This window comes from Vibrio sp. 9-16B-A1 (genome assembly GCF_056726165.1).
In genome coordinates, this window is record NZ_JBSDZD010000015.1 from 101,884 (window position 1) to 115,932 (window position 14,049).

A 14,049-nucleotide genomic window follows, 5' to 3' on the forward strand; every position below is an offset into this window, starting at 1 on the left:
GATGAAACTGGGCTGGCCTAACTCCCTGGTTGCAAGAACCCTGATCCTGACGCTGCTGGCGGTCACCCTGGCGCAGGGGATCGCGACCATGATCTGGTACAGTCAGTCCAAACACCGTGAACTGGAGGGGATCCGCTCGGCCTCGGAAAGCATGGCCAATATGTTCGCCTCCACCGTCACCTTCTTTCAGAAGCTGCCGTTGCAGTACCGCCATATCGTGCTGGATCAGATCCGCAATATGGGTGGTACCCGCTTTTTCGTTTCCTTTAATCACGAGCAGCTGATCATCGAGCCGGTGCCGGACTCTGAGCTCAAACACGCTTCGTTATCCGCGGTCAGGCAGGTGCTGAAGCAGAAGCTGCCCAATGCCCGCCAGATAGAAGTGGAGTTCTCCCGACCGGACCGGCTGCGCATCTTAAAAAATGACATTTTCCTCCATGACCTGCCCAAGTCCTGGGCCCATTACACCCTGACGCTCGAACCGCTCAGCCCGCCGATCCTGGTAGTGCAGATAGAACTGGCGCCTGAGGAATGGCTTTATATCGCCGCTTTGTTACCCGCACCCTATATCAGCCTCGAAGATGAGATCCTCGGCCGGGACCAACTGATGTTCCTGCTGTTCTCCGCTTCTATCCTGCTTATCCTGACCTATTTCCTGGTCCGGCGGCAGGTCAAGCCGCTGAAACGTCTGGCGAAAGCAGCAGACGATCTCAGTCTGAATGCTGATCAGCCTCCGCTGGAAGAGGAGGGGGCAAGTGAGCTTATTACCGCTACCCGGGCATTTAACCGGATGAGGATGCGGATCAACCGTTATATCACCGACCGGGAATCCCTGTTCTCGGCTATCTCCCACGATCTCAAAACGCCGATCACCCGGCTGAGACTCAGAACCGAACTGCTGGAGGATGACGCAAAGCGGGAGAAGTTTAACCGTGACCTCGATGAACTGGAGATGATGGTCAAAGGCGCGCTGCAGTGTGTGCGTGAGACAGACATTCACGAAAACACTGAGCTGGTGGATCTCAACGAGATGCTTCACCAGATAGCCGAAAGCCATAATCAGAACGGGGAAAAGGTGATACTGCCGGATAAACCCATTTCCCCGATTTGGGCTAAACCGCTGGCGATGAAGCGGGTGCTGACCAACCTTATCGACAACGGCGTGAAATACGGCACCCGGGTGCGGGTCTTTGCCTATGACCACGACGACAGGATGGAGCTGATCATTCTGGATGAAGGCCAGGGGATCCCTGAGGGGAAACTGGAAGCCGTATTTGAACCCTATTACCGCCTGGCCTCTGACAGTGAAGGGCATGGTCTGGGGCTTGGGATCAGCCGTAACATTCTCCACGCACATGGCGGAGATCTCATAATTTACAATTCTATAAACGGTGGGCTCGAAGCTAAGGTATTGATCCCACACGATAGTGAGCTCTAATGTAACGCGCATGTTACATTGAGCTTACCCTTTGTTTCATTCTTTTATTGGCGATGTGAATAGAATCTAATCAATCGGGGAAGGCGCAGCGGTACAAGTTTTCCCCGTTTTGCTTAATCCTGAACATGGACGATAACAATGAAACTGAATAAAACCCTACTAAGCATCTCCCTCCTCGCCGCTACTTCTTTTGCTAACGCTGGTGAAGTTGAAGTACTTCACTGGTGGACTTCTGGTGGCGAAGCCAAATCCATCGCTGTACTGAAAGACATGCTCGAAGAGCAGGGTCACAGCTGGAAAGACTTTGCTGTTGCCGGTGGTGGCGGTGAAAGTGCCATGACGGTACTGAAAACCCGCGCTGTTTCCGGTAACCCGCCATCTGCCGCTCAGATCAAAGGCCACGACATTCAGGAGTGGGGCGGTCTGGGCTTCTTAACCAGCCTGAATGATGTGGCTGACCAGGGCAAATGGGACCAGGTGGTGCCAAGCATGGTCACCGACATCATGAAATGGGAAGGCGACTACGTGGCCGTGCCGGTGAACGTGCACCGGGTAAACTGGCTGTGGGCTAACCCGGCAGTGTTTGAAAAAGCCGGCGCGAAAGTGCCAACCACCATGGCTGAGTTCTTTGAAGCCGGTGACAAGCTGAAAGCCGCGGGCTTTATTCCGCTTGCGCACGGCGGTCAGGCATGGCAGGACGCGACCGTATTCGAAGCCATTGCGCTGGATGTGCTGGGTTCTGAGGATTACGTAAAAGCCTTTGTAGACCTGGATATGAGCGTGCTTTCCGGTGACAAGATGGTGGAAGTGTTCCGTCAGTTCCAGCGCGTGCATGACTACATTGACTCCAACTCTCCGGGCCGTGACTGGAACGTGGCGACCTCTATGGTGATCAATGGTGAAGCCGCGATGCAGATCATGGGTGACTGGGCCAAAGGCGAGTTTACTGCGGCAGGCAAAATGCCGGGTAAAGATTACGTCTGTGTGCCTGCGCCGGGTACCGCAGGGCAGTTTACCCATAACGTAGACAGCTTCGCTTTCTTCCAGCTTAAAGATGCGGAAAACATCAAAGCACAGAAAGCCCTGGCCGCCACCATTCTGGATCCTAAGTTCCAGGAAGTATTTAACCTCAACAAAGGCTCGATCCCGGTACGTCTGGATATGGACATGTCCAAATTCGACTCCTGTGCACTCGATGCCATGGCTGAGTTCAAAGCCACCGCTAAATCCGGCGACCTGGTGCCAAGTATGGCCCACGGTATGTCGACCACCAGTTATGCTCAGGGCGCGATCTTTGACGTCGTGACCAACTTCTTCAATGATCCGAAAGCCAAACCGGAAGAAGCAGCGAAGAAACTGGCCAAAGCGGTGAAATCTGCAATGTAACACCCCTAAAAGGCGGGCTCACCTGAGCCTGTCTTTCCTCACTCGCCGCCATGGGGGCGGCGATGCTGAGGGCTTCTTGCAAAAGGAACTGTTATGGAGCGCACTTTGACTTCTGCCAAACGCACCGCGCCAAAGCCAAATCTGGCGGACCGGCTGCAGCACTGGCTGCCCAAAATCGTACTGGCGCCAACCATGGTGATCACTCTGGTGTGCATCTACGGATTTATTTTCTGGACTGCAGCCCTGTCGATGACCAACTCCCGCTTTCTGCCGACTTTTAAGTTTGTTGGCTGGGCACAATACGAAAAACTGATGGATAACGACCGCTGGGTTACCTCGATCACCAACCTTGGGATCTTCGGCGTGCTGTTCATTGTTATCGCCATCGCGCTGGGCGTGTTTCTGGCGATACTGCTCGACCAGAATATCCGTCAGGAAGGGGCGATCCGCACCGTGTATCTTTACCCGATGGCGCTGTCGTTCATCGTGACCGGTACTGCCTGGAAGTGGATTTTAAACCCGGGCCTAGGTATAGAAAAACTGGTCCACGACTGGGGCTACACCCAGTTCAAATTTGACTGGCTGGTGAACTCAGAAATGTCTGTCTACACCCTGGTGATCGCCGCAGTGTGGCAGTCCTCCGGCTTTGTGATGGCGATGTTTCTTGCTGGCCTGCGGGGTATCGATTCCTCGATTATCTCGGCGGCCAAAATCGATGGTGCCAGTCTGCCGGTGATTTACTGGAAAATCATTCTGCCGTGTCTGCGTCCGGTCTTTTTCAGCGCCGTGATCATTACCTCGCATATCGCGATCAAGAGTTTTGACCTGGTGACCGCACTGACCGCAGGCGGGCCTGGTTATTCCTCTGACCTGCCGGCGCTGTTTATGTATGCCCACTCCTTTACCCGTGGTCAGATAGGCCTGGGTGCGGCGAGTGCCATGATGATGCTGGCCGGTATTCTTGCGATTCTGGTGCCGTATCTCTATTCAGAACTGAGGGAGCGTAAATCATGAGCCGACCAATGAATCTGAGCCGCGCTCTGCTCTATGCGCTGCTGCTGTTTTTCTGTCTGGTGTACCTGATGCCGCTGTTTGTGATGGTCACCACCTCGTTTAAAACCCTGCCGGATATCCGCGCCGGGAACCTGATGACCCTGCCTCAGGAGTGGGTGACCGATGCCTGGGCCAAGGCCTGGGACAGCGCCTGTACCGGGGTGAAGTGTGAAGGGGTTAAAGGCTATTTCTGGAATTCGTTCCAGATGGTGATACCGGCGGTGGCGATTTCCACCCTGCTGGGTGCCTTTAACGGCTATGTGATCAGCAAGTGGCAGTTCCGCGGTTCCAACCTGTTCTTCAGCCTGTTGCTGTTTGGCTGCTTTATTCCGTTTCAGGTAATTCTGCTGCCAATGGCGGCGCTGCTGGGCAAACTCGGCCTGGCCAACACCACTTTTGGTCTGGTGATGGTGCACGTGGTCTACGGGATGGCCTTTACCACCTTGTTTTTTCGTAACTTCTACGTTGGGGTGCCGGACGAACTGGTCAAGGCGGCCAAGCTGGACGGGGCGGGCTTCTTTACTATCTTCTTTAAGATCATGCTGCCGCTGTCAGTGCCCATCATCATGGTGACGGTGATCTGGCAGTTCACCTCCATCTGGAATGACTTTCTGTTCGGGGTGGTGTACTCCGGCTCAGAAACCCAGCCAATCACGGTGGCGCTCAACAATCTGGTCAACACCAGTACCGGGGTGAAAGAGTACAACGTGGATATGGCGGCGGCCATTATCGCCGCGCTGCCGACGCTGCTGGTGTATGTGCTGGCGGGTAAATATTTTGTACGCGGCCTGACCGCAGGCTCAGTGAAGGGATAAACGATGGCTACATTAGAACTGAACCAAATTCGCAAAACCTATCGAAACGCTGAGCAGGAAACCCTGAAGGGGATCGATATCAGCATCGACTCCGGGGAGTTTCTTATCCTGGTTGGCCCGTCCGGCTGTGGTAAATCGACCCTGATGAACACCATTGCAGGGCTGGAAGACATCAGCTCCGGGGAGATAGTGATCGACGGGGTCGACGTGGCGCATGTTGAACCCAAAGACCGGGATATCGCCATGGTGTTCCAGTCTTACGCGCTCTATCCCAATATGTCGGTTTACGAGAACATCGCCTTTGGCCTGCGTATTCGCAAGATGCCTCAGGCGGAGATCGACGCGGAAGTCACCCGGGTGGCAGAAATGCTCCAGATTGACCAGCTGCTCGACCGTAAACCCTCTCAACTCTCCGGTGGTCAGCGCCAGCGGGTCGCGATGGGACGGGCGCTTGCCCGCAGGCCGAAGCTGTATCTGTTTGATGAGCCGCTTTCCAACCTGGACGCCAAACTCAGGGTGGAGATGCGCCACCAGATCAAACGCCTGCACCAGCAGCTCAATACCACCATCGTCTACGTGACCCATGATCAGATAGAAGCCATGACCCTGGCCGACCGGATCGCGGTGATGAAAGATGGTGAACTGCAGCAGCTCGGTACGCCGAAAGAGATCTACAACCGGCCAGCCAATATGTTTGTTGCCGGGTTTATGGGCTCACCGTCGATGAACTTCATCCATACCATGATAGACCTGGATGATGAGCAGAACCCGGTGATCAAGGTAACCGGTACCAATGATCAGCAGCACCATATCCGCCTGCCGGAGTCGATGCGCACCCAGGATGGCAAACAGATAGTGATTGGTCTGCGCCCTGAGCACATCACCGAGCAGCCGGGCGACGAGCAGAGTGTAACCACCTGTCTCGATCTTCAGCTCGAAGTACTTGAACCAACCGGCCCGGACACCATCGCCATGGTCAAAGTGAACGACCAGGAAGTGGCATGCCGCCTGTCGCCGGAGTTCGATGCCAGAGCAGGCCAGATGGCACCGCTGCATTTCGACCTGTCCAAAGCGGTCTTTTTTGACGCGCAGACACAGGAGCTAATCGAACTTTAGGGGCTTACAGGCTCGGGCCCCGGGGAGAGAGCCGGGTTGGTTTTCAGACATCTTTTTCCCGGCTTCAGGGTTTGGGCGTTTTGCGCTCAAACCCTTTTTTTGATCCTGCTTTCCTTTGACGCTGGTGCGACTAAAGCGACATAAGCGCTTTGCGCTCGTCCTGCGCCAGCTTTTCAATCGCATAACGGAATGCGGTTCTTGGCATTCGGTCGTGCTTTTGTTTCAGGTAACTGATCACCGTTTCCGGTTCTTTCTGAGAAAGTACCTTCAGCATCCAGCCATAGCCTTTTTGTACCAGATGGTGGTCGTCATCCAGCAGCAAATCAGCCACTGCCAGCGGGTTCAGCCGGGAACTGGCCCCTTTGTTAATCGGATAGATCAGCACCACGGCCGCCGCCCGCCTTACGGCAAAGTTTTCGTGTTTAATCCACGGCAGAACGCTATCAAATAGTTCATTGTGCTGCGCGAGCAGGGCGCGAATGCATGGGTACAGAAATCATCACAGTCTCCCCAGTCCCGAACGTATTTAACCAGCCATGACTCAAAGCGTTTGAATGTATCCGGGGTGTACTGTTTCCTGACCCGGAATGCCCAGTCATAAGCAATCACACCAAATGCCCAGTCCCGCACCTCCAGCAGCGCTTCACAGGCCGCCAGTACGTCATCAATCTGTTTGCTTTCCAGTGTCCGGTAGACTTTGCCTGAAATACTGCGGATCTGGCCGGTTTTAACCGGATGATGAGGGTAGCCGACATTGGTCAGCTCTTCGCGGATGGTATCTGTAATGGTCACGGTTTACGTCCTGTACCGGGGTTAAATGGAGGCGTTATTGTTGTGCAGTGTGAGCACAACATGTTGAGATAACGCGTAATTTTACAGGAGCTGCAATGGAGTTACTGTGTTGTTGATCGCTGCCTGATGTTCTGCGCAGGGGGAGGGGGAGCTTTGTGTTTCGAATTCGAGCAAAAGGTTCGGAATCGAATGGAAAACGGTGTTCATATTGGTTCGTTTTGGATTTTGTTTTCGAAATCGAAAGCTCGTTATTGGCCAGGGTGAGTGGTGTGCACAAATGCCTCGGGATTGGGTTTTGAGATCGCGTTATGAGACCCCGGATAGCTCTGTTTTGGCAGTGTGCCTCTCATAGCCTCAGGTGGGCAGAACTTCCGGGATGACAATTTCTTAACCCACTGTTATAAAGCCAAAAAATCCGTCTTCCCGGTCGCGCTCCACGGAACATTCCAAACGCTCGAAGGCAGGCGCGAACCGGGATCCCGAAAAGCGATCCGAGCAGCCAGTTAACCACCGAGCCCCACCACAGTCGTCCTGAACGGGCTCCCGACTTTTCCAAGGTTCAGCGGTTATGGGACAGGCAAGATGCTAAACTTGCCCCACATTACGCGCGCGGATGCATATTTTTATCAGTGCGATAGTGTGTCGCACACTAAGTAATGGTAATATTTTCAGTCAATTAGATTGCCGGTGTTGTCGTAAGCCCTACAGGAAACCGGATACTTCAGACAGAGTTCGTTAGTTCACAGATGGAGAGAACAATAATGCGCAAGTGGGAAGCAAATGAAGATGAGGTGGTAGCCAGCTGGACGGTTCTGCCTTTTATACGTTGGGGAATCTTTCTGAGTATTCTGCTTTTGGGAGTGTTACCTGCCCCGGGTCTGATGACTCTGACGATGGGAGCTGCGGCATTGTGGCTGGTATGCCTTAAGCCCTCTTTGCATTTTTCCGCCAGCAGAGGAGTGATCTATCGCAACAGGAACTTTTTCTCTGAAGTTGTTCAGCAAATACCGTTGTCTGATGAGGATCGAATAACCACTGCAGTAAAGACGCATACCAGCGGATCGAACAATCTTGGTTCTACGACTACAGTGATTAATGTAATACTGCATCCGGCAAAATCCAGCCTGTTGGAAAAAGGCCTGTTATCACGATCAGAGATTGAACTTGATAGTTTTAGTTCTGTTAAAGAAGCAATTGAGGCTGTTGAAATGCTTCAGGCCGAATACAGTAAAGCTGGGTTCGACCTGAACGCTGATTTCTTCCCGGTGAAACGGCGCTTCCCGGACGCTTTTAAATCAAAGGAGGAAGTAAAGCCGCGCAGGGAAAGGCGTGTTCCGGAAGAAGTGACACTGAAGATCCGGATACGGTGAATGGAACAGTAATGGGGCCAGGTATCGAGTGCTGTTAGTAAGAAACCGGGATTCCGCAAAGCGAGCCGTACAGCTCATAAACCACCATACCCAACCACTGTCGTCCTGAACGCGCTCCCGTTAACTGGCAAAGTGCTGTGTGGGTTGAGCGCGATTCAGGATCTGGTGTCAGCGAGGGTAAGGGTTATCTCGCGGCAGCGACTTCTCGCAGGTTCAGCGGTTACAGGCAGGTGTAGCCCTCACTGCATTACCAGAAGAATAAGTGATAATATTTTCAACCAGTAACGCATAAATCAGCCACCACCGGACAGAAAGGAACCACGAGTGACACGAACATTAATAACATGCGCGACCAGCGGAATGGGTAGTGCGATTGCTTCATCGCTTGCAGGTGACGAGCTGGTACTGACCGGGCGGGACAAAGCCAAACTCAGCGCTCTTGCCGAAGCACATCCAAACACGGTGACCAGAGTCGCGCTGGATTTCTTTGATGATGCGAGTATTGAAGCAGCAGCAAAGGAGATCATTGATGCAGGCAAGCTGGACCAGGTTGTCTTTATCATTCCAAGAATCCCGCCGTCGGGGGAGGTTTTTCCTGACAGCGAACAGTGGCTGAGCCTTTATCACAACTACTTTATCCGCCCGGTAAGCCTGCTCAAAAAACTATATGAGCAGGGGGCTTTTGCAGACAAGACCAGACTGGTGCTGATATCAGGTATCAGCAGTAAGTCTGCACTGACACACTACTCAACCAACAACTGTCTGAGAAGCGCCTGGCTGGGGCAGGCAAAGACGATGGCACTGGCACTCGGCCCGCAGGGCATTTCAGTCAATACTCTCTCTCTGGGAGGCGTGATGACGGACTCCTATACCCAAAAGATGCAGGACAAAGCAGAGGCTAACGGTAACAGCTTTGAAGAGCAGATGGCGCAGGAAGTCAGTAACGTCCCACTCAGGAAGTACGCATCGGTGCAGGATGTGGTGGATGCAGTACAGGCGCTTACCGGGCCGCTGGCGAATCACATGACCGGGCAGAATATTGTTTTGGATGGTGGTTTTTTTAAGGGGTACTGAGGCTGAGCTCTTGGTGTACTTAACTATCTGTTACTAAACAATAATTCGTCATCCCGGTCGCGTTCCACGAAACATTTCACACCCTCAAAGCCAGGCGCGAACCGGGATCTCGTAAAGCGACCCGGGCAGCAAATTAACCACCATACCCCACCACAGTCGTCCTGAACGCGCTCCCGTTAACTGGCATAGTGCAATGGGGGTTAAGCGCGATTCAGGATCTGGTGTCAGCGAGGGCGGAGGTTATCTCGCGGTAGCGACTTTTTGTGAGTTCAGCGATTGTGGGTTGGTAGTGTTATTAAATTATTGGAAAGCATGAGGTTTTGTGTGGGGCAAGATGAAAGGCTGACCCCGAGCCCCCATGACATCGCTGATATCCTGGCTGTGTTCTGCCGGGCCTTTGAGGACGTCTGGTGACCCCGCTCCGACAGGCTTTGCTGGTGCGGGGACGTTATGCTTCGGGAGGAGGGGAGTCAGACTCTGATATTGCCTGATCTGAAAGCGTAAGTTGCAGACGTTTTATCCTGATCGCAGTCTGGAGTGCTGTCTGTTAACAGGATTTTTTCCCACTCGCTTGCTTTCTCAAGCAACTCTGACAGCGCTTCTTTTACCTGACCTGGGTGATAATCAATAAGCCTGATGTTGGTATAAACAGACAGTTGTTCCGTGCCCGGATAAATACCGACGCCACTCTCACCACGAAGAGGACCAATAGCGCGCTCTGCCAATAAAGAGAACAGTTCTTTAGATATCCGATCCGGTATCCCCGCAGAGGTTGTTACTGAGATGGCCAACTCCTGTAAAAGAGTATTGCCGACGATATTGACGATAAACGGCTGGGCTTCATCGTTGTTTGTCGGCTGAATTTCAAAGGAACATACATGGTTTTCATCAAAAATCAGTTGTTCAGCGGCTAGCTCAGCCAGTATTTTTCTATAAATATCCACCAGTCACTCTTCCTGTTATTTATAACGCGCGATGAACTGAGTGGTAAACTCAGCATTTACTTTTGCACTGAATGGTTCCTGCTGTCTTGCCAGCTCCCGCATTTTTTGCTCGTCACCGGCCGCACTTATCGTTTTCTGCATAGAGTCATCGCTGAGGATACTGAAAAGAGCATCTTTACCGACGATAAAATCAGAGAAGTTCTGCAGTACAATCTCTTTTGCGTCGCTATCCAGATTTGCCAGGCCTAAACGATTCTTGTTGGCGTCAGTGACATCATCAAATGTTGCTGTTTTTACATCGGTACCTTTTTTCAGGTATTGAGCTTCATTTTTGAAGTTGTCAGCTGTTTGGCTGAAAGCCGCGTTGGCTAACTTGTGAGCTGGAAGAGCTTCGGATAACTGTTTCTGAATTTGTGACTGAATCTGGGAGGCTCGGGTGGTAAAGGCACTCTCATTCTTAGTCGTTGCTCTGCTGAAAAAGTCGACAACGGCGTTTTTTATGCGTCCGGCTGTTGATAAATGATCCAGATTTCGGCTGGCTGATACCTGACCGCTTCCATCCACTTTGATGGTGTATTCTTTGCCCTGGTCCAATTTAAGCTGGAATGTCTGCTCTTTACCTGATGAGACTTTATCAAGTTGCAAGCTATTGGTCATTGCACTTGCAACTGCTGTGTTTACACTACTGATTGCCATTCTGTTCACCTTCAACCGGTGTTTAATATTTACGTTGTAATCACTATATCCAGATCTATTGCGTCACGTTATCAGTAGCGGCCGAGCTATTTTAGATTTACGGGTGGGGAATAAATAAAGTGTGTGTGGGGGAGGGGAGCTCTGTGTTTCGAATTCGAGCACAGGTTTTGGAATCGAATGCAAAAAGGCGTTCATATTGGTTCGTTTGGATTATTGATTTCGAAATCGAAAGTTGGGTTTTGGCCGGGGGATGGGGGACGTTTGTGTACAGTAATTGGGTTTTAAGATCGCGTTGTGAGATCCCGGATAGCTCTGGTTTAGCAGTGTGCCTCTCATAGCCTCGGGTGGGCAGAACTTCCGGGATGACAACTTTTTAACCCACTGTTATAAATCTAAAAAATCCGTCATCCCGGTCGCGTTCCACGGAACATTTCACACCCTCAAAGGCAGGCGCGAACCGGGATCTCGTTAAGCGATCCGAGCAACCAATAAGCCACCATGCCTCACCACAGTCGTCCTGAACGCGCTCCCGTGAACTGGCAAAGTGCTGTGTGGGTTGAGCGCGATTCAGGATCTGGTGTCAGCGAGGGTGGGGGTTATCTCGCGGTAGCGACTTTTAGCTGGTTCAGCGATTGTGGGCTGGTGGTTTATTAAGTTATTGGAAAGTTTGAGGTTTGGTGTGGGCCAAGATGAAAGATCTGACCCCAAAAGCGCATTATATAGCTTGATCCAACAGTTCAATCAGCGACAAACAAAATGTCTTGTGACAAACAACCAACTGTTGCTCTATATGTATATTATTCCGCATCACCAATGCTAAAGATAAGCCAGCAAAGTATTGCCAAAAATAGTCATTCCCTTCAAAGTTTGTATATTCAGATAGCGCAAGAATACGGTCCTTTATTGATGGATGAGTATCTGTGCCCCTCCAGTTTTCTTTTGGGGTAATTACAAACAAATAAAATGATGATAACGCTATGCTCATAGCTCGTTTTGAAGAAACTAACTTCGAGTCATAGTTATTATTCAAGGAATACTCTGAAACCTCAGATAACAAAAACTCCCTAGCAAATTTATCACATTCCATCTCTTCATCGTGGATGGAGATTTTTGTTTCAGATTCACTAAACATAATGTGTTTGATTTCATGAAGGAAGCAGTATGCTCCAGACATACAAATAAGATCAAAAACCATACTCCCGTTTATGTCCTTGGGTTTTCCATCGTATGGTTTGGGTACATTGTCTGGCCATTCAAAATCTTCAATTCTTTCAACAGACTTTAGCTTCAATACACTATCTATAAGCTGATTAAATTCTTTTGAATACTCTAAATATAATCGACTAGATTCAGGTGTATTCTGTGATAATTCACCAAGGGCATGTAAAGATTTTTGCGCTGCAAAACCAAGTAACCACATTTGGCACATTGCTTTATGATCAAATACAACAGAGTCAAAAATCACACTCATCGAGAAACCAAGTGAGTCTCCTTTTAAGCTAAACTTAGGCTCATATTGTTCCCAATAACTTAGGATCTCGCTTTCTTTTTCTGGAGCCGAAGCAATTATTAAGCTCTTAATTGCATCAGACTCAGTAATGTTATCTAGATTCAAAAATACCTCCTATGTAGAGTGCTATATAACGCCATGTTAAGGTGTGAGCAACGCAATACCGATGCCACCGCAGACTACCTTAAACACAAAACGCAACGCACAGCAAAAATGCCAAGCGTTGCGAATCACTCTTAAACAGATTGTTAACTGGCGTGTATCAGTAATCGTAACTCAGAGAGTCTGGGTTCATAACTTTCTCAATACCAGATTCCAACAAGCCTTTTTTCAGTGCTTTATGCACTAATAAAAAGCTCGGAATTTCTAGTAGATACTTACCGTTAACCTTAGTTTTAGAACACTTTTCCAATAGCTGTTCTCGCGATTGGTTAAATGGAAAACTGTGAGAACGATTGTAATTCCATTTATTACGTAATAATTTTTCTCGATGCTGAACCGCGCGATGAATAACAGATAATAACCACCCATCTAACTCGGTTAATTGTTTAGTATCATTTACAAGCGGATAGAAACTCATTACGCCTTTAAAATAAATTCGTTTTGTACGACCTGATAGATAGTCGTTAATTTGATTTTTACTCAATCCACCGTACATGTAACGACGAATTTGCATCATTGCACTAAGGAAGTTTTTATCTTTGTCGTTTGCTGGAATCTCTTGACCCGCTAAAGATGGTTGCTTCAATGGCTGAATCAAATTTCTATATAGAATATAAGATATTTGCTTTTTAATTTTAAGCACAGACTTATCTTTGATAGAAACATTGTCAACTGATAGGGTGTACCCTAAAAAATCCAAACTACTTTTAGCTGATATCTCTGAAGGGAAATCTTCTTTGGTCAACAATGATATACCCTCCGATTTTGCAGCATTTATTTTTACTCCTGCATCATTCGAAAATCGATTTATCAAGCCAAACGCATTACATATTTTCGAGTAGTCGGGAGTCCAAACAATTGTGTCATCGGCATATCGAGAAAACTTAACTCCCTCCCTTTCTAGATCAGAGTCAAAATTCCAACATGTCAAATTAGCTAAAAATAAACTAATAGAAGTACCTTGAGGTATACCTACGGTTCTATCTTTCAGGAAAACTTTAATTACAAATCTTTCTTCTGGACTAATGAAAAAGCCATTTTGGTCAAACTGTTTAGTTAAATAGTCGTGCGAGATAGAACCAAAATAGTCAGAAAAGTCAAATTCAGCTAAAAAAGTACGCTCATTTCTCCGTAGGTCAACGGAGATGTCTTGAATCGCAAAATGAACATTTCGGTCATTTCTGTAAGCATAAGAAAACGAGCTAAATCTGTGTTTATTCTTTGCTAACAATCGATTAAAAAATAACTTCGATACTGCTGCATCAGGAATCTGGAAAATAGACACTTTTCGTTCCCCACCATCAGCTTTAGGAACGATTTTAATATGTGGAGCATTGGGGGTGTATGTTCTATCTTCGATTTTTCTCGCAATGGATCTTGCGATACTTTTATGCTTTTTTAATACATAGAAAGGATTAAATTTTTTATCGATAGACCAGTAATCTGGTTGATGAACAATCTTAGTTGGCGCTGAATCACCGAGTCTTTTTTTGTTTCTCTCATGCTCCAAGTGCAAACGGTTGTGATATTCATGATATCTCTTGATTAGCTTTTTCGCTTCATCTTTAATCACGCTTGCTAAATGTTTTTCTAAACTCATATATTCCTCATACAAAAAAGCTCGAGCGTTAGCTCGAGCCTTTCCACGGTATAAACCCAAGTAAAAGTAAGTTACCACTTGGTTGATGAAAAT

General features: G+C 49.1%; 11 protein-coding genes and 1 pseudogene. 7 read left to right on the top strand and 5 right to left on the bottom strand.

The features are described 5' to 3' along the window. The first annotated feature begins 1 nt into the window (after position 1). The 5 genes from ACVB80_RS20540 to ACVB80_RS20560 all read left to right on the top strand — a co-directional run bounded on the left by ACVB80_RS20540 (position 2) and on the right by ACVB80_RS20560 (position 5,808). The gene (locus tag ACVB80_RS20540; RefSeq protein WP_481083156.1) at positions 2-1,438 is read left to right on the top strand and encodes an ATP-binding protein; all 1,437 of its coding nucleotides are present in this window, start codon (positions 2-4) and stop codon (positions 1,436-1,438) included. A gap of 138 nt (positions 1,439-1,576) precedes the next feature. Beyond that, positions 1,577-2,824 (top strand): ABC transporter substrate-binding protein, encoded by a 1,248-nt coding sequence (locus tag ACVB80_RS20545; protein WP_481083157.1) that lies wholly within the window; start codon positions 1,577-1,579, stop codon positions 2,822-2,824. Between the two features lie 93 nt (positions 2,825-2,917). After that, positions 2,918-3,838: a carbohydrate ABC transporter permease gene (locus ACVB80_RS20550; RefSeq protein ID WP_481083158.1), complete on the top strand. Its 921-nt coding sequence runs from the start codon at positions 2,918-2,920 to the stop codon at positions 3,836-3,838. After that, positions 3,835-4,692: a carbohydrate ABC transporter permease gene (locus ACVB80_RS20555; RefSeq protein WP_481083159.1), complete on the top strand. Its 858-nt coding sequence runs from the start codon at positions 3,835-3,837 to the stop codon at positions 4,690-4,692. Before ACVB80_RS20550 ends, ACVB80_RS20555 begins: the two co-directional genes overlap by 4 nt. 3 nt (positions 4,693-4,695) lie before the next feature. After that, entirely contained in the window at positions 4,696-5,808 is a 1,113-nt protein-coding gene (locus ACVB80_RS20560) for an ABC transporter ATP-binding protein (protein WP_481083160.1), read from the top strand. Between the two features lie 130 nt (positions 5,809-5,938). On the opposite strand, the pseudogene ACVB80_RS20565 reads toward ACVB80_RS20560, so the two are convergent. Next, a pseudogene (locus ACVB80_RS20565) lies at positions 5,939-6,600 on the bottom strand (DNA alkylation repair protein). Positions 6,601-7,361: 761 nt separating this feature from the next. Here ACVB80_RS20565 and ACVB80_RS20570 point away from each other — a divergent pair. Both ACVB80_RS20570 and ACVB80_RS20575 read left to right on the top strand, forming a co-directional pair. Then, entirely contained in the window at positions 7,362-7,970 is a 609-nt protein-coding gene (locus ACVB80_RS20570; RefSeq protein WP_481083161.1) for a hypothetical protein, read from the top strand. Between the two features lie 324 nt (positions 7,971-8,294). Beyond that, positions 8,295-9,044 carry an SDR family oxidoreductase gene (locus ACVB80_RS20575; RefSeq protein WP_481083162.1) on the top strand — a complete coding sequence of 250 codons (750 nt, stop codon included), beginning with the start codon at positions 8,295-8,297 and terminating at the stop codon, positions 9,042-9,044. Between the two features lie 470 nt (positions 9,045-9,514). On the opposite strand, the gene ACVB80_RS20580 is transcribed toward ACVB80_RS20575, so the two are convergent. From ACVB80_RS20580 to ACVB80_RS20595, 4 genes are all read right to left on the bottom strand, one after another. Next, the gene (locus tag ACVB80_RS20580; protein ID WP_481083163.1) at positions 9,515-9,988 is read right to left on the bottom strand and encodes a type III secretion system chaperone family protein; all 474 of its coding nucleotides are present in this window, start codon (positions 9,986-9,988) and stop codon (positions 9,515-9,517) included. A 15-nt stretch (positions 9,989-10,003) separates the two neighbouring features. Further along, positions 10,004-10,684, bottom strand: coding sequence for a hypothetical protein (locus ACVB80_RS20585; RefSeq protein ID WP_481083164.1), 681 nt, complete (start codon positions 10,682-10,684; stop codon positions 10,004-10,006). A 715-nt stretch (positions 10,685-11,399) separates the two neighbouring features. Continuing rightward, a complete protein-coding gene (locus tag ACVB80_RS20590; RefSeq protein ID WP_481083165.1) occupies positions 11,400-12,299 on the bottom strand; it encodes a phage exclusion protein Lit family protein in 900 nt (299 codons plus the stop codon). 157 nt (positions 12,300-12,456) lie between these two features. After that, positions 12,457-13,956, bottom strand: coding sequence for a reverse transcriptase domain-containing protein (locus ACVB80_RS20595; RefSeq protein WP_481083166.1), 1,500 nt, complete (start codon positions 13,954-13,956; stop codon positions 12,457-12,459). Positions 13,957-14,049: the final 93 nt, after the last annotated feature.